Source organism: Chroococcidiopsis thermalis PCC 7203 (genome assembly GCF_000317125.1).
GTDB classification, from domain to species: domain Bacteria; phylum Cyanobacteriota; class Cyanobacteriia; order Cyanobacteriales; family Chroococcidiopsidaceae; genus Chroococcidiopsis; species Chroococcidiopsis thermalis.
The window spans coordinates 744,612-764,547 of the sequence record NC_019695.1; the positions used below are offsets into that span (position 1 = coordinate 744,612).

At 44.2% G+C, this 19,936-nt stretch carries 17 protein-coding genes; 9 read left to right on the forward strand and 8 right to left on the reverse strand.

Annotation, left to right across the window (positions count from 1 at the left end):
- Positions 1-332 precede the first annotated feature (332 nt).
- Together CHRO_RS03280 and rsmI are read right to left on the reverse strand one after the other, a co-directional pair.
- Complete coding sequence (locus CHRO_RS03280) at positions 333-1,622, reverse strand: bifunctional sterol desaturase/short chain dehydrogenase (RefSeq protein WP_041462761.1); 1,290 nt, start codon at positions 1,620-1,622, stop codon at positions 333-335.
- A gap of 255 nt (positions 1,623-1,877) precedes the next feature.
- Complete coding sequence (gene rsmI / locus CHRO_RS03285) at positions 1,878-2,768, reverse strand: 16S rRNA (cytidine(1402)-2'-O)-methyltransferase (RefSeq protein ID WP_041462338.1); 891 nt, start codon at positions 2,766-2,768, stop codon at positions 1,878-1,880.
- A gap of 281 nt (positions 2,769-3,049) precedes the next feature.
- On the opposite strand from rsmI, the gene CHRO_RS03290 reads away from it, so the two are divergent.
- Together CHRO_RS03290 and CHRO_RS03295 are read left to right on the forward strand one after the other, a co-directional pair.
- Positions 3,050-4,135, forward strand: a complete 1,086-nt coding sequence (locus tag CHRO_RS03290; RefSeq protein WP_015152761.1) for a photosynthetic reaction center family protein — start codon at positions 3,050-3,052, stop codon at positions 4,133-4,135.
- Entirely contained in the window at positions 4,132-4,425 is a 294-nt protein-coding gene (locus CHRO_RS03295; protein WP_015152762.1) for a DUF3288 family protein, read from the forward strand. Before CHRO_RS03290 ends, CHRO_RS03295 begins: the two co-directional genes overlap by 4 nt.
- A gap of 12 nt (positions 4,426-4,437) precedes the next feature.
- Here CHRO_RS03295 and CHRO_RS03300 read toward each other — a convergent pair whose 3' ends face one another.
- The 3 genes from CHRO_RS03300 to CHRO_RS03310 form a co-directional block, all read right to left on the reverse strand.
- A complete protein-coding gene (locus tag CHRO_RS03300; RefSeq protein WP_015152763.1) occupies positions 4,438-5,754 on the reverse strand; it encodes an MlaD family protein in 1,317 nt (438 codons plus the stop codon).
- Between the two features lie 46 nt (positions 5,755-5,800).
- On the reverse strand, positions 5,801-6,583 hold the full coding sequence (locus CHRO_RS03305; protein ID WP_015152764.1) for an ABC transporter ATP-binding protein: 783 nt from the start codon (positions 6,581-6,583) through the stop codon (positions 5,801-5,803).
- A gap of 299 nt (positions 6,584-6,882) precedes the next feature.
- Positions 6,883-7,419 (reverse strand): hypothetical protein, encoded by a 537-nt coding sequence (locus CHRO_RS03310; protein WP_041462339.1) that lies wholly within the window; start codon positions 7,417-7,419, stop codon positions 6,883-6,885.
- Between the two features lie 693 nt (positions 7,420-8,112).
- On the opposite strand from CHRO_RS03310, the gene CHRO_RS03320 reads away from it, so the two are divergent.
- The 5 genes from CHRO_RS03320 (at position 8,113) to CHRO_RS29400 (ending at position 12,950) form a co-directional block, all read left to right on the forward strand.
- On the forward strand, positions 8,113-9,627 hold the full coding sequence (locus CHRO_RS03320; RefSeq protein WP_015152768.1) for a phytoene desaturase family protein: 1,515 nt from the start codon (positions 8,113-8,115) through the stop codon (positions 9,625-9,627).
- Positions 9,628-9,884: 257 nt separating this feature from the next.
- The gene (locus tag CHRO_RS03325; RefSeq protein ID WP_015152769.1) at positions 9,885-11,423 is read left to right on the forward strand and encodes a flavin monoamine oxidase family protein; all 1,539 of its coding nucleotides are present in this window, start codon (positions 9,885-9,887) and stop codon (positions 11,421-11,423) included.
- A 16-nt stretch (positions 11,424-11,439) separates the two neighbouring features.
- On the forward strand, positions 11,440-11,562 hold the full coding sequence (locus tag CHRO_RS34155) for a hypothetical protein (protein WP_255410063.1): 123 nt from the start codon (positions 11,440-11,442) through the stop codon (positions 11,560-11,562).
- Positions 11,563-11,600: 38 nt separating this feature from the next.
- A complete protein-coding gene (locus tag CHRO_RS03330; RefSeq protein ID WP_015152770.1) occupies positions 11,601-12,164 on the forward strand; it encodes a RidA family protein in 564 nt (187 codons plus the stop codon).
- Between the two features lie 150 nt (positions 12,165-12,314).
- Positions 12,315-12,950, forward strand: coding sequence for a hypothetical protein (locus CHRO_RS29400; RefSeq protein ID WP_015152771.1), 636 nt, complete (start codon positions 12,315-12,317; stop codon positions 12,948-12,950).
- A 50-nt stretch (positions 12,951-13,000) separates the two neighbouring features.
- Here CHRO_RS29400 and CHRO_RS29405 read toward each other — a convergent pair whose 3' ends face one another.
- Positions 13,001-14,926, reverse strand: coding sequence for a WD40 domain-containing protein (locus tag CHRO_RS29405; RefSeq protein ID WP_015152772.1), 1,926 nt, complete (start codon positions 14,924-14,926; stop codon positions 13,001-13,003).
- Positions 14,927-15,352: 426 nt separating this feature from the next.
- Between CHRO_RS29405 and CHRO_RS03345 the strand changes: the two genes are divergently transcribed.
- Positions 15,353-15,544, forward strand: a complete 192-nt coding sequence (locus CHRO_RS03345; RefSeq protein ID WP_015152773.1) for a hypothetical protein — start codon at positions 15,353-15,355, stop codon at positions 15,542-15,544.
- Positions 15,545-15,654: 110 nt separating this feature from the next.
- Here the strand turns inward: CHRO_RS03345 and CHRO_RS34160 are convergent, their stop codons facing one another.
- Entirely contained in the window at positions 15,655-15,783 is a 129-nt protein-coding gene (locus CHRO_RS34160; protein WP_015152774.1) for a hypothetical protein, read from the reverse strand.
- A 382-nt stretch (positions 15,784-16,165) separates the two neighbouring features.
- On the opposite strand from CHRO_RS34160, the gene CHRO_RS03350 reads away from it, so the two are divergent.
- Positions 16,166-19,375: a glycoside hydrolase family 15 protein gene (locus CHRO_RS03350; RefSeq protein WP_015152775.1), complete on the forward strand. Its 3,210-nt coding sequence runs from the start codon at positions 16,166-16,168 to the stop codon at positions 19,373-19,375.
- Between the two features lie 43 nt (positions 19,376-19,418).
- On the opposite strand, the gene CHRO_RS03355 is transcribed toward CHRO_RS03350, so the two are convergent.
- Positions 19,419-19,724: a DUF4351 domain-containing protein gene (locus CHRO_RS03355; RefSeq protein WP_015152776.1), complete on the reverse strand. Its 306-nt coding sequence runs from the start codon at positions 19,722-19,724 to the stop codon at positions 19,419-19,421.
- Positions 19,725-19,936 lie beyond the last annotated feature (212 nt).

Below are 19,936 nucleotides of genomic sequence, written 5' to 3' on the forward strand. Positions count from 1 at the left end.
TCGCAACTCAAATAGACACGCTATACAATCAAAGGTTCTTTACACTGATTCCAGATTAAATCCAAGTAGGTGACAAACTTGGGATAAAAAAGTGACGAATTTGTCAGCGATAAAAAATTCAATGATAGTCGTTAAACAGAGCCATCTGCTTATATAGCAGTTCTAAACGATCTGTAAAGCAGGCTTCTAGACTGCGGCAGGCTAGAAGCCTGCTCCACGTTCATGAATCAAATAGGATTGCTATAGATGTAAGAACGAGCATCAGAAGGGTGACAGGTTCCCTTCTCCAGCTACACGATTGACAAAGAATTCACAGATTAAAATTTCTCGCTCTATCGTTCGATCTCTACTTTAATTTTTGCTGACTCAGAGCGATCGCCTGATGGCGATAAATTACCAGAACGACTAAATAACCGAAAATAGAGCGAAACAAAAAATTCTTTTAACGGAAATAGGATGTAAGTTAAAGGGTTGATTGTCACGATAATATTACGGACATCGCGCTGAGCTAGGGCAATAATTTGTTTCGCGACGCGATCGCTATTCATGACTCCAATTGGATTTAAATTACTTTTGAATGGTCCCAAAATCAACTTGCGGATGACACAAGGAGCGTCTAACCGCCGTAAAGTAATTAAATCGCCTAAAGTTCGCTTGGAAAGCTCGTATAAGGGGCTAACAGCAGGACTAACTTCGGCTTCCGATGTGTTTATCCATACTTCTTTTGTGGCAATATCTTCGTTAGTACGGACTGTGGCGAGAAACATTTCCATCAGTCGCCAAGAGGAGAAAGTGTTAACCTGATAAGATTTGGCGATCGCATCTGGCGTTCTTTCGCCATGCACGTTAATGCCATGATTGAGGATTAAAATATCAACTTTTTCTAACAATTGGGATAATTCGGCTTCTTGCCCTACCTGCCACGATACAGTTTTAACTGCTAGGGTTTTACCGCCAACGCTTAGCGTCACGGGTTCGGATTGAGAACTCAGGGCAATGACTTTTGCCCCTGCTTGGTGGAGGTGTAATAATAGCGATCGCCCCAACGTTCCCGACGCACCAGTTACGGCAATTGTTTTTCCTTTCACTGCCAATGCTGTACCCATAAGCTTATCCACCAAAGTAAAAGTACCGCAAAAATAGGCATCGTCATCATCAAAGTGATGTCGCCAGTGATAGGTACGATTCACAAACCAGCGTGCGGGAGGGGAAGTAAACGCACCAGGCATATGAGTTAAATCTGTAGCTTCCCTTGCCCATTCGCTACCACTACCACGGGCGATACAACTGACTAAAAACATCGTTGTATAGGCAGTTCCCGCCAAGGCTGCCCACTGATAGGTGGGTGTTTGCCAGTAGCAGAGATACCACGCACCGAAGGAAAGCAGTAGCATCACCAAGCATTCCGGCAAGTCATTATGCCACTGTGCTTTGCAATAAATGTCGGCACTCGCAAAAGTCAAGTCTCGGCGAAAGACGCGATGATGCCAGACGTGCTGCCGATATAAAAATGGGACTCGATGCGATAAGACGTGATACGCATCCCGCACGAGTTCTACCCAGAGGACAGATCCAACTATCCATGCCGTGCATGTCACAGCGGCAGCGAAAACGGACATCATAAATCTTTCCAACCCCTCACACTTGAGACTACAGATCGTTTCGTTTTTGCGACACCGATCCCCCCAACCCCCCTTAAAAAGGGGGGCAAAGATTCGCGAAACGGCTTTGACGCTTTCGATCCCCCCAACCCCCTTTTTAATTAAAAAAGGGGGGCAAAGATTCGCGAAACGCATTGGCGCTTGAAGGCGCTCATAGGATTAGTTTAGACCAATAGCTCCAGCTAGCTACAGGTAAGCGCGATATTTGATGCGGCTTTACTCATTCTGGATGTCTGGTATCGGTGATGCAGACAGGGGCAAATTCGGAATTGCTAAAGCCAATTGATAGATTTCCTGGCGCGATAGAGAAGTCGCCTTTGCCAACTGACGGCTAGCCTGCGATCGCGATACTCCCGCTAAAATCAATTTTTGCAATTCTGCCTGAATTTCTGCTTCCGATAACTGGGGTTTCACCCATTCCATGCCTGCAACAACTAGGGTGTATTCTCCTTGGGGTTCTTTTTGTTGATAATGGGCGATCGCCCCTTCAATTTGCCCCCGCCAAAATTCTTCGTGTAATTTTGTTAGTTCTCGCGCCAGCACAATCTGTCTTTCTGCCCCAAATACCGTGGCTAAATCTTGTAAAGTTTGACGCAAACGATGCGGAGCTTCGTATAAAATTATCGTGCGGGATTCTGTCTGCAAAAACTCTAAGCGATCGCGTCTGGGTTTGCCCTTAGCTGGTAAAAAACCCTCAAACACAAACCGATCCGTAGGTAAACCCGCCGCACTCAAAGCCGTAATTACAGCACTCGCGCCAGGAATCGGGACAACAGTTATCTCTGCCTCGACGCACGCTTGAACTAACTCATACCCAGGATCGGAAATTCCCGGCATTCCGGCATCTGTCACTAAAGCGATCGCTTTACCTGTTTGTAACCGATCGATAATTTCGGGAATGCGGCTGTTACGGTTGTGTTCGTGATAACTCAGTTGTGGTGTTTTAATTTGAAAATGGTGCAATAACTTCCCCGTGTGGCGAGTATCCTCCGCCGCGATCGCATCTACCGACTGCAAGATCCGCACTGCCCGAAAGCTGATATCTTCTAAATTACCAATTGGCGTTCCAACTACGTATAGCGTCCCTGGTTTTGGTTCAGTCACGATCTGAGTCTATTTACAGCTCTCTTTATTTTTTGCCTTTCTGACAGCCGTTTAAAGATATTTAACTAAAATTCTAACAGCCAGCAAATTTTTTCTAAAATTGACTCAGAAAGTTGTACGATCTTGAAAATCAATTTGCTCGGATGCCAAAACAGCGATCGCGTGTAGAAGGTCGCTGGCGCTACAGCATCAACATTTCTTAATCCGCAAGGAATCTAAAATCAGTCAACAGCGGCAGAGGATAGCATCTATCTCTTTAGATAGAGTTTTGCTAGGAGGACGTTATGAACACGATTGTTCAACGGCGACCGGAATTAGAAATTGCCAAAGTATGGAATCGATTTTGCGAGTGGGTAACAAGTACTGACAATCGAATTTACATTGGTTGGTTTGGCGTACTGATGATTCCCACCTTACTGACAGCTAGCATTTGTTTTATGCTTGCTTTTGCGATCGCCCCATCTGTGGATTTAGACGGCATTAGAGAGCCTGTTATCGGTTCGCTGATGGGTGGCAATAATTTGATTACAGCCGCAGTCATACCAACTTCAGCGGCGATCGCGCTGCATTTTTACCCGATCTGGGAAGCCGCATCTATGGATGAATGGCTTTATAACGGCGGTCCTTATCAACTGATCGTACTCCACTTTCTCATCGGCATATGGTGTTACTTGGGACGACTGTGGGAAGTGAGTTATCGCTTGGGTATGCGTCCTTGGACTGCTGTAGCTTTCTCTGCGCCAGCCGCCGCCGCCACAGCAGTATTGCTGGTCTATCCCATCGGTCAGGGTAGCTTTGCCGATGGACTCCCTTTGGGAATTGCTGGCACGTTCAATTTTATGTTGGCAGTCCAAGCAGACCACAACATTCTCATGCATCCTTTCCACATGTTAGGGGTAGCGGGAGTTTTTGGTGGCGCGCTTTTGAGTGCTTTGCACGGTTCTCTGGTAACTTCTACCCTCATCCGCCAAACTCAGGAGCATGAATCTGTCAATGCGGGATATAAATTAGGTCAGTCGCAGATGACTTATCACTACTTGGCAGGACACTATGGTTTTCTAGGACGGCTTTTAGTTCCTTGGTTTGCTAGTAGAAATCATCGCGCTTTTCACTTTCTCCTAGCTGCCTTACCTACAATAGGAATCTGGTTTGCCACGGCGGGAATTTGTAGCGTAGCGTTCAATTTAAATGGCTTTAACTTCAACCACTCGATTCTCGACAGTAGCGGTCGAGTTATCGGGACAGAAGCAGATCTGGTGAACCGTGCCAACTTGGGAATTCAAGCGATGCACGCAGTTAATACCCACCATTTTCCGAATATCATAGCTGGAGGTGGAATACAGCCCGTAAACATTGCGTCTATTCTATGAGTGCCAATTTAGAAACCAAAGACCAACAACATCCGTTGTACAGACGCGATCGCGCGATCGTCGATCGCCTGCAAACCGATCCCGTCAGCGATTACAATTTGGCAGAGCTAGCACGACTGCGAATTCGTTATCGCGGCTTCCCTGGAGCTAGAGACATCCAATCAGACCTAAACGCCGTCATGCAGAGATGGAATTTAACGGAAGCTACTTTATACGAAAAAACCCGTCAAATTCATGCTACTAGCTCCATTTACCAAAATGCAGTTAGAGACGAAGAAGACTGGAGCTGATTAGCCTTGATTTTACTTGTCCTGTTTTACGCTTTCCTTAAGTTTCAGCAACCATTGGGGAGTCTCTGAACGAGGGACGAGGAGCGAGGAGTGAGGAGCGAGGGCAAAGCTTCCTTGTCCCCCTTGTCCTCCTTGTCCCCCAACGACTGCCGACTCCCTCACGCTATCGAGCGTATTAGCGACTTGAACTTGCTGTTCTACCTGCTGTGTAGAAGAGACTAAACCACTCAAGCCTTCGATCAGTTCGCGAATGCTGTCCCGAAATGAAGGATCTCCCGTGAGTTCGTCCAAATCGGAGGTAATTTTCTGGGCGTTTTGAAATGTTACCCGCGCAGAATCTAAGGTTTGTTGTAGTGCCAAGACATTACTAGGACTATTTAGCGCTTTAGAAGCGTCGCGTAAATTAGTTGAAGCTTCAGCAGCATTGGCTGTGAGAGTTTCTAAATTTTCTATCAGCTGTCCTTGGGTAACGCGGTTAACGGTGGGTGTGAGAGTTTCGACGCTTGAACGGAGTTGTTTGCTTGTTTGGGTGAGATTGTCTAAAGTAGCGACGAGGGAAGTGCGATTTTCAGTGACGAGACGATTGAGATTAGCAATTAAATCGTTTGCTTGTTCTGCTGTCAATCGAACTTGGTTGGCTGTGGCTCCAAATTGACTGGCGGTTTTATTTGTCGTGGCTGTAATTCGATCGGCTGTAACTGCAAGGTTGTCTAGCTGCTGTCGTGTCGATTTGGTTAATGTCGTAAGTTCGCGAGTCAGTCGAGACACATCGGCGGCAACAATTGAAGTGTTTTCGATCGCCGCATTAATATTTTCATAGAGTTCTGGATTGCTGTAGACGCTAGCAAAGCGGGTAGTAAAGCGAATTAATTCGTCAGTGCTAACGCCAATTTCACCAGTGAGACGAGAACCGTTGCAGACAATCAAAGCGCGATCGCACTTGGGATCGAGCGCTCTAGCGGTCACTTGTTCTGGTGGGACTTCTTTTTGTGGCGTAATATCGACGCTTACTTCACCTAAAAACCCCGATTGGTTAGCTTCGATGATTGCATCGCGGGCAATCACAACGTTGGCTGGAGAAACCTCTACAGTCACTTCTACTCCATTAACTCGCGGACGAATACTGGCAATCCTACCAACTGTTACCCCCCGATATCTTACCGCTGCTCCTTCTAGTAAACCGTTGACTCTGGGAAATTCAACTGTAAAGCTGTAGCTTCTCTCACCTACAGTTAAGCCTCTAATCCATAGGAAGACGGCAATAAATATTCCCATTCCTAGCAATAACAATAAACCCACCGAACCTTCTCTAACTGCACGCGATCGCATCGTTTTCTCCTCGATTCACTGACTCAGGCGCACTGTAGCACCCCTGCTAACCAATTACCTGAATTGGTCCTTCTACTTTGCCACTGAAAAACTGTCGCACCATTGGATGATCTGTCTTGTTGATATCGTCCACCGTTCCCTCCCACTGCAATTTACCTTGATAGAGAAAAATAATGCGATCGGCTGTACGGCGGATGGTACTGTCTTGATGGGTGACGATCGCGTAGGTGTTACAAACTCCTGTCAAGCATTGCAACTGACGAATCAAATCTTCAATCACAGTCGAAGCAATTGGATCGAGTCCCGCCGTCGGTTCGTCATAGAGTAAAACCTCCGATCGATCTTTGGGGTTGTCGGGGTTAGAAATAATCGCGCGGGCAAAACTCACCCGCTTGCGCATTCCTCCCGATAACTCTGCCGGATAGCGATCGCCAATTCCTGGTAAACCCACCATCTCTAAGCTGCGGTTGACTAATTCTCGAATCCGCTGGCGCGATAGGCGGCTGTGTTGGTACAAGAAAAAGCCGACATTTTCTTCTACCGTCAGCGAGTCAAACAAAGCCGCTTGTTGAAACACCATCCCAATCCCGATTGGGTCTGCTTTATCTTCAATCAAGCCTTCTCGCATCTGTCCTTTGACGTAAATTTCTCCCTCATCAGGAGCCAATAATCCTGCTATCAGTCGGAGAATTGTCGATTTTCCCGTACCGGAAGGACCGATGATGGCTAAAGCTTCTCCCTTATAGATCGTCAGATCGACTCGATCTAAAACCAGGTTGCTACCAAATGATTTACTTACACCTTTGAGTTCGATTATTGGCTCAGCCATCAGCAGATTGTGAAGTTATAGCGGCTAGTTTCACTGTTCGGTTGTACTTCCACAGTTTAGTCCATTACCTCACTCGTAGCAGTTTTAGCATTTTGCTATTCTTCAATCTATTTTGGCTTATTTTAATTAAACCCTTTATGACAATCCAAGTGTACCCGCCTATTTGTCTAGGTCAGTGCGATCTTTGTTATACCATTTCGTTAGTAGACTGAACCTTGCTAATGCCACAGCAGAGATAGGCTACATTGCCTTTTGTAAATTTTTGTTGCTAATATTCTCAGCATACTAAGCGATTTTGTTTATTCTTTAATCTTTTCTAAGATAGTCTTCGCTTGTTCTAATAAAAATCTACTGCGCTTCAGTGCAAATATCTCCTCACGTTGTATTCTCCATTTTGTAACAAAGGTATTTACTTGATTAACTATGAGTATAAATCCTGGAACTCCTACAACTGCATCGAAAAATAAAGTACCGCCAAAAGCTTGTATAAAGTTACCAAATATTGCAAATGCTAAGACAACAGAAACTAGAGATGATATTGGCACAAATGAAATATAAACTTCACCTTGTGCTTGCCTTTCGTCTATCAACCCTCTTATTTCTGCTAAAACGAAATCTAAAGTTGAAATATGAGCGACCGAGCATAGTTCATTAATTACTACTAAATCATCTGTAGCCCTCTGCTTATTTCTTGTTAAAAATCTGTGAACCAGTTCCGATTTATTATCTCTTTGTGTTTTTCGTTTAAAGCCCCTACATAATTTAAAAAGCCAAAGAGAAGCCCACGCTACCAACCAAATCAACACATACCATGCTTTGTTTTGTTCGTTAATCAATATGTTGTAATAGCTAAATTCTAGTTCTACTAGTATTAAAGATAAAAGAATTATAAAAAATACTTTTTCTCAACGGGCTTCACCTACTATTAATTTCCATATTCTACAAAAGAAATTCCATAACTGTTTGCAAAAATTAATATTTTCTTGAGTTTGCTTTGAGTGTAAAATATCAAATAATATCTCGTAGCGGCTGATTAAGAGATCGTATACAAATAATGATTCTTGTTTTATTCTATCGATTTCAAATTCTAAGTTTTTTCTATCAATTTCAAACTCTAGTTTTCGATTGTCCATAAACTCACTCCGAATAAAGTTCATATTCACAAAACTAGTTTTTGCTAGAATATAGTGTTCTGTAGAGCGCTTATATGACTAAAGCTGAAATTTTGCACCTGCTGCAATGCCCGCCTGCGAATACAATTCACAGGCTGATAGCAAAAACCCATTTCAATGGGTTAAAGTCTGTCTGCTAGTCTACTTTAGTGGACTTCAGCTATCAGCCATGAACTTAAGTTCATGGCGAGTCTCATCTATAATGCTGCAAGCTTTAAATCAAGAATACATATGGTTAAAATGCTTCGTCCTTTTAGTTAGGGAAAATTAGAATTAACTCTTATTTGCTCCATAAGCAGTAGAACCATTTGAAAATAGCCGACCGCTATAGTATATCGAAGTAATACAGGTTAACAAATGAGCGATCGCGACGTAGATGTCATTGTCATTGGTAGCGGTATAGGTGGCTTGACTACCGCTGCTTTATTATCTCGTTATGGCAAAAGAGTCACAGTCTGTGAAAGTCATACCATAGCTGGGGGTGCAGCCCATAGTTTTTCTCGCCAGGGATTTCATTTCGATTCTGGTCCCTCCTTCTACTGCGGTTTAAACGACTCCCACAGCCGCAACCCCCTGCGTCAAGTCTTAAATGTTTTAGAAGAAACTCTCCCAGCCATACCTTACGATCCTTTGGGACATTATCATTTTCCTGAAGGAACTTTACCTGTATACAGCCAACAGGAACGCTACCTAGAAGCAGTAAGGCAATTTACCCCTCAAGGATCGAAAGAATTAGAGCGATTTATTCAGCGCTTGCTACCCCTGTACGACACTTTACAGGGCATTCCCACAATATTATTACGGGCTGATTGGCAACTGATACCCGTTCTCATGGGGCGTTGCTTGCCCTCATTAGTCAAAATGTTACCCCATTTGGGTTTAGTCCAAAGCTCGGTAGGACAAGTCATGGATCGGGAAGTTAGCGATCGCTGGGTGAGGCGACTGATTGACTTAGAATGTTTTCTACTATCGGGTTTAAAAGCACATGGAACGATCGCCCCAGAAGTTGCTTTTATGTTAGGCGAACGCTCTCGTGCTGGGGTAGAGTATCCAATTGGGGGTAGTGGGGCGATCGTCGATGCTTTAGTACGCGGGTTAAAACGTTGGGGTGGCGAGTTGCGCTTGGGCTGTCATGTCGAACAAATTTTGGTAGAGTCTGGTAGAGTTACAGGCGTGCGCTTGCGAAAGGGAGAAATCCTTCATGCACCAATTGTTATATCCAACGCTTCCATTTGGGATACCTACGGTAAATTATTACAGCCAGAAGATTTACCCACATCCTATCGACAAACAGCGTTAGCCACCCCAGCTGTAGATAGTTTCATGCACCTGCATTTGGGTATTAAAGCCGAGGGGTTGGACAATTTAACCGGACATCATGTTGTCGTCCACGATGCAGAACGCGACATCACGACTCCTGGTAATACCTGCATGATCTCCATTCCTTCAGTGTGGGATGATTCTCTTGCACCCCCAGGACATCATGTGGTTCACGCCTATACTTTAGAATCACACGAACATTGGCAGCGAGATAATAGCTATCAAGAACGCAAAAAAGAGCGATCGCAATCTTTGTATCGTGCTTTAGAACGAGTTATTCCAGATATTAGACAAAGAATTGTCTTAGAACTGATCGGTACGCCGTTGACTCACGCGCATTATTTACGACGCTACCAGGGAACTTATGGAGCAGCGATCGCGGCTGGTAAGGGTATGTTTCCCAGTACTCACACTCCGATTTCGGGATTATATCGCGTTGGTGATAGTACCACGCCTGGAATTGGCGTGCCAGCTGTTGCCGCTTCGGGAATTTTGTGTGCCAATACTCTAGTTCAACCGCAGCAGACAGCAGAATTGCTGAATATTCAGTAACTAAAAATACTGCGATCGCAGGCAGTTACAAAACTAATTCTTGCGCAAAGCAGTAGTTACAAAACTCATTATTATTACAAATCGAACTGTCATCGTAAATACACTCTTCGGCTGTTATTCGCCATATTTTGAGTCATGTCGCAAAAATTACGCTGCAACTAGTATTTATTTGCTCTGATACAGTTTTGCAGCGCAAATGATGTATAAACTACATCTTTTCGCCATTTTTTGTGCAGCCAAATAATTGAGGATTGGACGTGAGAAGAAGAGACTTTATCACGAGAATTGCTGCGTCTGCTGGTACTACTTATGCAGTTATGCAAGCTTTGGATTTGATCGAAAAACCAGCAACAGCACAAAAATCCCCGTTTCAACTTCAACGTCGAGGAGGTAGTAAAAGTATTATCATTCTCGGTGCTGGGTTAGGTGGCATGACTTGCGCTTATGAATTGAGCAAAGTCGGCTACCAATGCAAAATTTTAGAAGCCAGAGAACGTTCAGGGGGTCGCTGCTGGACAGTTCGCACCGGAGATAAATTCACGGATACTTTAGGTCAGACACAGACCATCGGATTCGATCGCGGACAATATTTTAACCCCGGTCCCGCTCGGATTCCCTACCATCACGTCACTATTGACTATTGCAAAGAACTGGGCGTTCCGTTAGAAGTCATAGTCAACCTCAGCCGCCAGCAATATATTTACCGCGAAAACGCAGGATCGCTATCCGGTCGCAAGGTTCATTTTCGCGAGGCGATCGCCGATATGCGGGGATACATTTCCGAACTCTTAGCGAAGGCAATTAGTAAAGATGCAGTTGATGCACCTCTAACTGTGGAAGATAAGGAGAAAATGATCGAATTTCTCCGCACTTATGGCGGTTTAAACCCAGATTTATTTTACAAAGGTTCCAGCCGACGCGGTTACTCTACGTATCAAGGAGCGGGCGATGCGCCTGGAGTCGTTGATGACCCTTACGATCTGAGTGCGTTGTTAGAGTTGGGATTTGCTGGGAACGAAAGTTTTGAATTTGGCTTCAACCAGCAAATGACGATGTTTGAGCCTGTAGGAGGAATGGATGCGATCGCCAAAGCTTTTGAAAAGCAGGTAGGGAGATTCATTACTTATGGCGCAGTGGTGACAGAAATTCGCAAGACTCCCGATGGCGTGCAAATTTTGTACAAAGATAAATCGGGTAACGTCAAGCAAGAGACAGCCGACTACTGTATCTGTAACATTCCTCTGTCAGTACTGAAAGATATTCCCTCTGATTTCGCTCCCGATATGAAAGAAGCGATCGCCAGCGTGGAATATGCCGTTACGGGTAAAAGTGCGTTACAGTTCAACCGCCGTTTTTGGGAAGATGACGAAGACATCTTCGGTGGTATCACTCAAACTGACCAAGACATCACTCAGATCTGGTATCCCTCCACAGGTTATCTGTCTCAAAAAGGCGTAGTTTTGGGCTACTACAACTTTGGTTCAACAGCAGAGACAGTCGGAACCCTCGCCCCCGCAGACCGCGTAGCTTTAGCATTGGAACAAGGGAGTAAGATTCACCCGCAATATAACAACCACTTTGAGAATGGCTTTTCGCTGTTCTGGTCAACAGTGCCTTATAGCAAAGGTGGATGGGCGGAGTACACCACTGATGTCAGAACGACTTACTATCCGCGACTGAATCAACCAGATGGCAACATCTATTTGTGCGGCGAACATCTCAGCTACCTCACAGGTTGGATGGCTGGTGCTTTTGAATCTGCTCGTCTCGTCTCTACACAGATTGCGGCTCTATGAGCGTTATTTGTCATTGGTGCGCAATCGGGATTTTATTGACATTCTCCTATCTCCGGTACGGGCGGGTTTTGAAGGTAGATTTCTTGCTGTCGGCATGAATTTTTGGCTAAACCCGCCCCTACAAATGCTTGGCTTTTGATTTTTGATTGTTACCCAAAAATTACCCAAAAATTAACTATGAAACGCTTCATCAATCAACTTCAACTTGGAAAAATTAGTGTTTGGTTATTAGCAATTGTTTGTGCTAGCTTAATTGGTCTGCAAATATTTGGGATTCATCTTCAAGCTGTAGCCAAACCAACTTCACCGAAAGAGGTAGTGTTTTACGGTTCGCCAACCTCTTCAATTGCTTCAGCCGTCGCCGTACCGGAAGACCAAGCTTACTATTGGACGAGTGGCACAGTCCCACCAGTGATTAATCCCGATGCTCCACTGCGGACGCGCGATCGCTATGGCGATACAAAAACTCAGGCGATCGGTATTCTAGAACGAATTCAAGCTTTGTTGGCAGATGTGAACCTGAAATTATCTGATGTGGTCTATCTGCGCGTTTATCTGGTGGCAGATCCCGCAATGGATAATCAAGTCGATTACCAAGGTTGGTTTGATGCCTACGCTGAATATTTCAACAATCCAGAAAATCCAGTCAAAACAGCTCGTTCTACCCTGGCTGTGGCTGGTTTAGTCGATCCTGGTTGGTTGATTGAAATCGAAGCCGTTGCCGTTTATCCCAAACGTTAAGAATTCGGAATACCCCTACGGGGAAGCAAGCTACGGAACTCGGAATTCGGAATTAAAAATCTTGCGTGCATCTACACAATTGGGGAGCAATTAAGCGGTAGAGTAACTCAAGTAGCGTTAAAGCGAATTTGTAGACATCAGGCTGTAGCTATGAGTCATAGCAGAATTTTGGGTACGGTATTTATTTTAGGTAGTTGGGCGATCGCAATCTCTCCCGTAACAGCCAATCCAGTAGAGGTTGTAGACTTTACACGCAATTCCCAGACCCTACAAAGTACTCAGTCCAAACAGGTTGATTTTACCGTCAACATCACTCGTCCCCAATCTTTTGCCGAGCTAATACAACAAGCGGAAATCATCGCCGCAAACTTGACCCGACTAGGATTTCAAGAAAACTCCAAGTTGCGCGAAATGTCCGTCCGCATTTTTGGCGAACGTAACGGACAAGAAGCACCTCTATTGTTTGCCAAAGTTTCTCGCTTTGACTGGCAAAAGCAACCTCAAATTCAAAACTGGAGCCAATATTTTACGAGTTCTGGTGTATTGCTTGGTCTCATAGAAGTCGAACAGCAGCCCTCTTCTCCTACGTCTACCGCACCGACTTTTCGTCGCTCTACTCCCCCAACCTCCTCTACTCCTTCAATCTCCACTCCTCCAGTTCCCATTCCTACCCCGCCTACGGTAAAACCATCAAACAATACATCTCCACCTGCTAATAGTTTGCCTCCAGTTAATTCGCCTCCAGGTGGAGCCAGCCTAGAAGAAGAAGATCCCGGTTATAGGTAAATTAGTTATCAGTGGCTAGTGGCGCTTTGGCTAGTTGTACTGATAAACGTTCACTGTCCCAGTTTAATTTCCCCTGCTTTATCTGCACTAGCAAGAGTTTTACCATCGGGACTTATAGCTACTGCATAAACATCTTCATCGTGTTTGCTTAAAGTATTGAGCAGCTCGCCCGATCGCGGATTCCATAATTTGATGGAATGGTCTTCTGCACCGCTAATTAGTACTTGTCCGTCCGCTCGAAAAGTCAGAGAATTAATGTGGTCTGAATGCCCTTTCAAAGTATGTAATAAATCTCCAGTTTGTAAATTCCACAGCCTAATTGTGTTGTCATTTCCACCACTGGCAACTATATTTCCATCGGGACTCATGGCGATCGCAATGACTCGGCTAGTATGCCCTTGTAGCGTGCTGAGTAATTGTCCCGTGTTTAAATTCCAAACTCTGACTAAATTGTCTGCACCACCACTTACAATCGTGTAACCATTAGGACTAATTGCTACGGCACGAACTGCACTTGTATGTCCGCTCAAAGTTCGTAGTAAAACTCCCGTACTTAAATCCCAAACTTTAATCGTGCGATCGCTACTACCGCTGACAATATGTTTGTCATCGGGACTCACAGCCACAGCACGAACTGTATCTGTATGTCCCCGCAAGGTACGGATCGGTTCCCCGGTTTGCAAATCCCAAACTTTAATCGTGCGATCGCTACTACCGCTAATTAATTTATCTCCGCCAGGATCGATCGCTACCGACCAAATTGCACCTGCATGAGCATCAAGAATTGTCCGAATTAATTCTCCAGTTTTTAAACTCCACAACTTAATTGCGCGATCGTTACCACAGCTAGCTAAAATTTGACTGTCAGGACTAAAAGCCAGCGACCAAACAGTATGAACATGTTCGAGTACTGTCGGTACTTGGTGATTGTATGTCGTGTCTGCGGCAATAGTTTCGCTCATGGATAGCTGGCGCAAATCTTGCCAGCGAGTTGCACCATAAGCTATCCCTAATATTGCCAAAACTGTCAGTGTAACTGCCCCCAACCAAGATTTTGGTTGGCGTTGAACGAGATCGTCTTCTACCGTTTTTTCCTGCATTTCGCTAGTTAAAACTGCTACCGTACTCTGACGGTCTGCTTCCCAATCTGTACCTCGATCGTCTGTACCTTTACTATGAGCTACGATCGCTGTATTGAGCGTTGCATTTTCCAACCACCAAAGTGCTGTTCTTCTAATGGTTGCTTTAGCTAAATAAATCTGCTGCGGATCGTCAAATGCGTGTATATTTGGTGCTAAATTTGTCGATGTTTCTCCTAGTCTTCTCCTAATATACTGATGCATTTCTGCTACAGAAATTGTGCGATCGCGATCTAAATCTGCTGCGCCAGTTTCAATTCCTTCTACTAAGTAATGAGTATATGTTGAGAGTTCAAATCCCTTATGAGAACATTCTGTTGCTGTATTTCCAGCCGTCAATATTACCCTACCTATTCCTCCTAACTGCTGTTGGAGATTGCCAATCATGGGATTTTGCGTCCATCCATCTATCACAGTAGAATTGTCGGCGCAACAATCGAGAATGACAACCTGTTGTTCTGCCAGACTGTCATTCATGATATTTTTAATTAGATGAGATGGGATTGCAGTCGGTGCAACCAGTTCTCCGTTGGGATTTTTACAAGTTAAGCGAGTGGGAAAGTAAAATCTGCCATAGCGATCGCTGACGTGATGACCGGAGAAATATAATAATACTAAGTCATCCGGCTGGCGTGTCTGGGCGTTAAATAAAGTTGCGATCGCTAATTGCATTGTCAGTGGATCGGGATTTTTGAGGATTTCTACCTCTGTAAAACCACCCATTTCTGGATGCTGTAAGACCCGTTGCATTGCTACCAAGTCCTTTCCAACTCCAGGTAACCAGTTAAAACCAGGTCCGTAATCGCTTACGCCGATCAGCAATGCCACTCTAGCCATTGGTGACTTCCTCCCTGATGTTTTGTAGATGCGTCGCCACCAGTCCCTACACGAATTCCAAGTGTTTTTTCATACAAGCCTATGAAAGCTTGATGATACCTCTCTAATTTTAAAGATAAAGTAAAGCAATTATTATTCAACCGCAAAAATATAGATTGTCATGTCTTCCTCAAAGTAAAGCTTTTTGGTATCTTTTAATACTCAGTTGAATAATGAGCTAGCAGATTCAAGCTTTTTATACCTGCTTCTAAAGGAAGATTTACCTTTGTATAATTAATTGCTGAATATTAGAAAGCTGATGCTTGTCTTCTCTCTCAACAAGATGCGATCGCGATCTTGCCGAGACTGAAATCAATTATTATCAAATCACCGATTGGGATGGAAGCTTTCACGGTCTGAATCAACATCTCATAGCAATTCTCGATTATGTGGATGATATTTGTAGGGGCGCACAGCTGTGCGCCCCTACCAGACGTGTATTGCATCCAATTGAAAACTGCGATCGGTTTTGAGGCAGGCTTTTCTATTTCTGAAACCAAAGCTATTATCTTTACTGGACGGGTTATTGATTCCCACGGCAAAGAATTATTTTGGAGTCAAGATTTAAGTCGCTCTTAAATTTTTTCACGAATTTTTGTAGAGACGTTACATGTAACGTCTCTACACATGTAACGTCTCTACAGGGAAAACCGATTTAACAATTTATATAGAGTGGCTATGATTTTCTACTAACAGCGACGCAAGGAACCGTCTGCATATAGTTGCAGTGGTACTAGTTCAACTTTGCCGTTAGTAATAACTTTGCTGTAGACAATTTTTACCAAAGGAGACTGTTGTTGATTGTATAAAAGTGCCATATCGATTACCTGCCTGTTGATTCGGTAAAGCCAACGGTATAAAAAAAGACAATACTAAGTTACGTATTCAGTGAAAATACTGACAATGTTGTAGCTTAGAGTCGTTAAAGATTTTGCAAAGATACGCGATCGCAGAGTGGGGATTTGATGAAGATTACAATAAATTTTCGTTTGATAGTGGCGATAACTTCGTTCAGCTTCGCTAACGCGATTCAGTGGTACGGTGAGATTTCCAGTAGAATACGAACAAAATCCTAAATCAGCTTATCGTTCTTCTACTTTGGTCGATCTACTCCGAAAGGATGAAATGTAGCGATCTTTGCTTTTCTGTAGATAGCTTCACCACGCAACCGCTTGATTCCCGAAACAGTCAAACTTCCGTATGTACAAAACTGCCGCTCAGTTACCCGCACGACTGGACTATTATTACCATCAGATTAAAACCATCATTTTATCTCGGCAAAATCCGATTTCTGGCTTATTACCAGCTAGTACTGCCATCACTGCCCACGGAGATTATACCGATGCCTGGGTGAGAGATAACGTCTACAGTATTTTAGCGGTCTGGGGTCTGGCGCTAGCATATCGTAAAGTCGATCCCGATAAAGGACGTACCTACGAATTAGAACACAGCGTTGTGAAGCTGATGCGAGGCTTGTTATTTGCGATGATGCGCCAAGCCACCAAAGTAGAAAGCTTTAAACACACTCAAGCTGCCCTAGATGCCTTGCACGCCAAGTACAATACTCAAACGGGTGATATTGTCGTCGGCGATGGTGAGTGGGGACATCTACAACTCGATGCCACTTCTCTATTTTTATTGATGCTGGCACAAATGACGGCTTCGGGGTTGCACGTCGTCTACACCATCGACGAAGTAAACTTCGTGCAAAATTTGGTTTATTACATCGGACGCACCTACCGTACCCCAGACTTCGGAATTTGGGAACGGGGAAACAAAATCAATCACGGTAATGCCGAATTGAATGCTAGTTCTGTGGGAATGGCAAAAGCAGCCTTAGAAGCCATGAACGGACTAGATTTATTTGGAGTTGGGGGTAGCCAAGCATCGGTAATTCACGTTTTACCCGATGAAATTGCCCGCGCCCGCATTACGTTAGAGAATTTGTTACCGAGGGAATCTGCGTCTAAAGAAGTTGATGCAGCCGTATTAAGCGTTATCGGTTATCCTGCGTTTGCCGTAGAGGATCGACGCTTGCTAGAACGCACCCGCAATGATATTATTACCAAACTCCAAGGCAAATACGGTTGCAAGCGATTTTTACGTGACGGACATCAAACGGTGTTGGAAGACACCAACCGCCTGCATTACGAACCGTGGGAACTGAAGCAATTTGAACATATCGAATGCGAGTGGCCCCTATTTTTCACATACTTATTACTAGATGGAATATTTAGAGGCGATCGCACCCAAATTCAAGCATATCAGGAACGCTTGGAAAAGATTGTCGTAGAACGAGATGGCGTGAAACTATTGCCAGAGTTGTACTACGTCCCGCAGGAAAACATTGCCGCAGAAAGGGCAAATCCCCAAACTCAAACTCGTCTACCAAATGAGAATGTCCCCTTAGTTTGGGCGCAAAGCCTGTATTTTCTCGGTCAAATGTTAAGTGAAGGGCTAGTCTCAATTGGCGATATCGATCCTCTAGGAAAACATTTAAACATCGGTCGTCGCCAAGAAGCAATGGTACAAATTGCCTTACTTGCAGAAGATGAAGATTTACAAGCAAAACTAGCGGTTTACGGCATTGAAACCCAAACACCATCACAAGTAGAACCCATTCAAGTCCGCCAAGCCGGAGAACTATCAACTGTCTACACCCAAATTGGACGCAACGACAAATTAGGTTTGTCAGGAAGACCAATTAGACGCTTGCGGAGTTTAACGACTTCGAGAATCTTTCGGATTCGCGATGAAACCGTGGTGTTTTTACCTTCTTTTCTCGATCCCCAACAATTTTATCTCACCCTCGATTACCACTTTCTAGTCGCACGACTCAAAAGCGAACTTGCATATATTAAACACCATTGGAGTGATTTAGGGCGACCGACAGTAACGCTGATGTTAACTCATACCATGCTAGAAACGGAGAAAGAAGCGTTATTACCGTTGATGGAGGAACTCAGAAGCGGTGTTTGCAACGGCGTTCACGTTAAGCTAGGACGATTGCAACAGTTGATGCTAACGGCAAAAACAGAACGGATTGATTTCTTGCATGAGTTAAATTTTATTCGCTTAGCAGTCAACAAGACCGCACAACGCAACTATTATTTAACGTTTCATCCCGAAAAAAACCTACCTCTAGGGATTACTCAAGAATTTCAACTAGAGTGCGAAACCAATCTCAGTCTACTATTAGGACAATTACGGGCTTCAGAAAATCTTTACGAGCAAATAGAGTTATTGCAGACATTGTATCGCTTACGCGGCTTAGATTTTGATACTGGTTTTGGCACTGGACGAGTGACGGTTGGCGATTTATTGGATGAAGTTTATACCAAGGCGGGAAATTCTTGCTTGTGGACGATTGTACGCCGCGCCGCAGGACTGCGACGGATGATAGACGTGTCGCTTTCAGACGAGGTGACATCAATTCTAGTCAGACAAAAACAAATTGCTGTAGGTAAGTCTTACAGCGAGGCTTCCTTGATTACCCAACCGATGTCTAATCAGGAAATTGGGGAAAAAATCGACCAGTTTTGTGGCGAAGATATTCGCGATCGCGTTTTGACTCAAGAAATGCTTAACTATTTAGGGGTATTAATTCGTACTGAACCCCACTTATTTAAGGGATTGCTGACATTGCGGGTTGGTTATTTAATTCTATTAATTACCAGCGAATTAGGGCAAGAATTGGGATTAACTCAAGATGAAGCCTACGAACATTTGATGCAACTATCCCCATTTGAAGTGAAAATGCGCCTGCGCCAAGTTTTAATTGGTTATGAGGGGATGAATCAAGTCTTGCGTCAACGAGAATCGCTACACGTCAAACAGCCAGAAAGCGATATTGAATGGGTAGTACTGCCTGAAGCTACAGATGAAGGCTTTGTCCCTTTGAGTGGCTGGCAACAGCAGCGACACTGGGATGGGTCGATGAACCGCGTTCCTCAAGACTTTTTCCAACGAGTTTGGCGGTTAATGAAACACTCTAAAGGCGTGATTATTGGCGATAAATTAGAACGACGCAATCGTTTGGATAGCGAGTTAATTCTAGCAGAAATGACATCGGGAGAAAAAAACTTTGCCTTGCGAGTCGAGCATTTACTCAATAAAATTGAAGCGCCAGAATATCGACAAGTTAATATTGAAACGCTCATGGAATTAGCAGCAATTTGCGATCGCAATCCTAATTTGCAAATAGAAGAATACATCGTCTTAGATGTATTAATCGGTCATGCCGTGCGTTTAGCCTGGTTAGAACGTTTCCCTGAAAAAGCAGACCGTTACGATGAATTTAAAGCCTCTGCATGGCGTGCTTTTTACAATTCTTCACCCAGAGAATGCGCTAGTGCTGTCGTGAAGGCATTCCGATTCTTATCCGAATTTGGGCAATCTCAAGCAGCATGAGAAAGTCAAAAGTTCAAAGTTAAAAGGCAAAAGGCTGAAAACTCTAAGCTTCTGCTAAATCTTCTAACTGAGTAGTAGTTAAACTCCGCAAGCGTTCTTGAACTTCAGGTTCTATCGTTCCAAGGCGGCGGGTGAGTTGGCGTAGCACAACTGCTAACTCGCCTTCCTGCTTGCCTTGTTGTATGCCCTTTTGAATAATATCTTGATAAATTACGGATTCCCGCATAATTTCCTCTCGAAATAGTTGTTGAACTAAATTCTGCTCAAATCTTAGCCCTGCTATAGCAGTTCTAAATGATTTGTAAAGTAGGCTTCTAGCCTGCGGCAGGCTAGAAGCCTGCTCGTTCATGAATCAAATAGGATTGCTATATTAGGGGATCTTGCAATAAGGTAACTGTTTTTTTTCGATCCCCCAACCCCCTTAAAAAGGGGCTAAGAAAAAATTACATATGCAGTTAATACTAATATTTAACTCAAGGGGGCAAATATGGCTGAGCTTACTAGAGATGAATTTCAATGCAGATGGAAACGCAGATGAATGCTGATGTTGGTGCAGCCGCA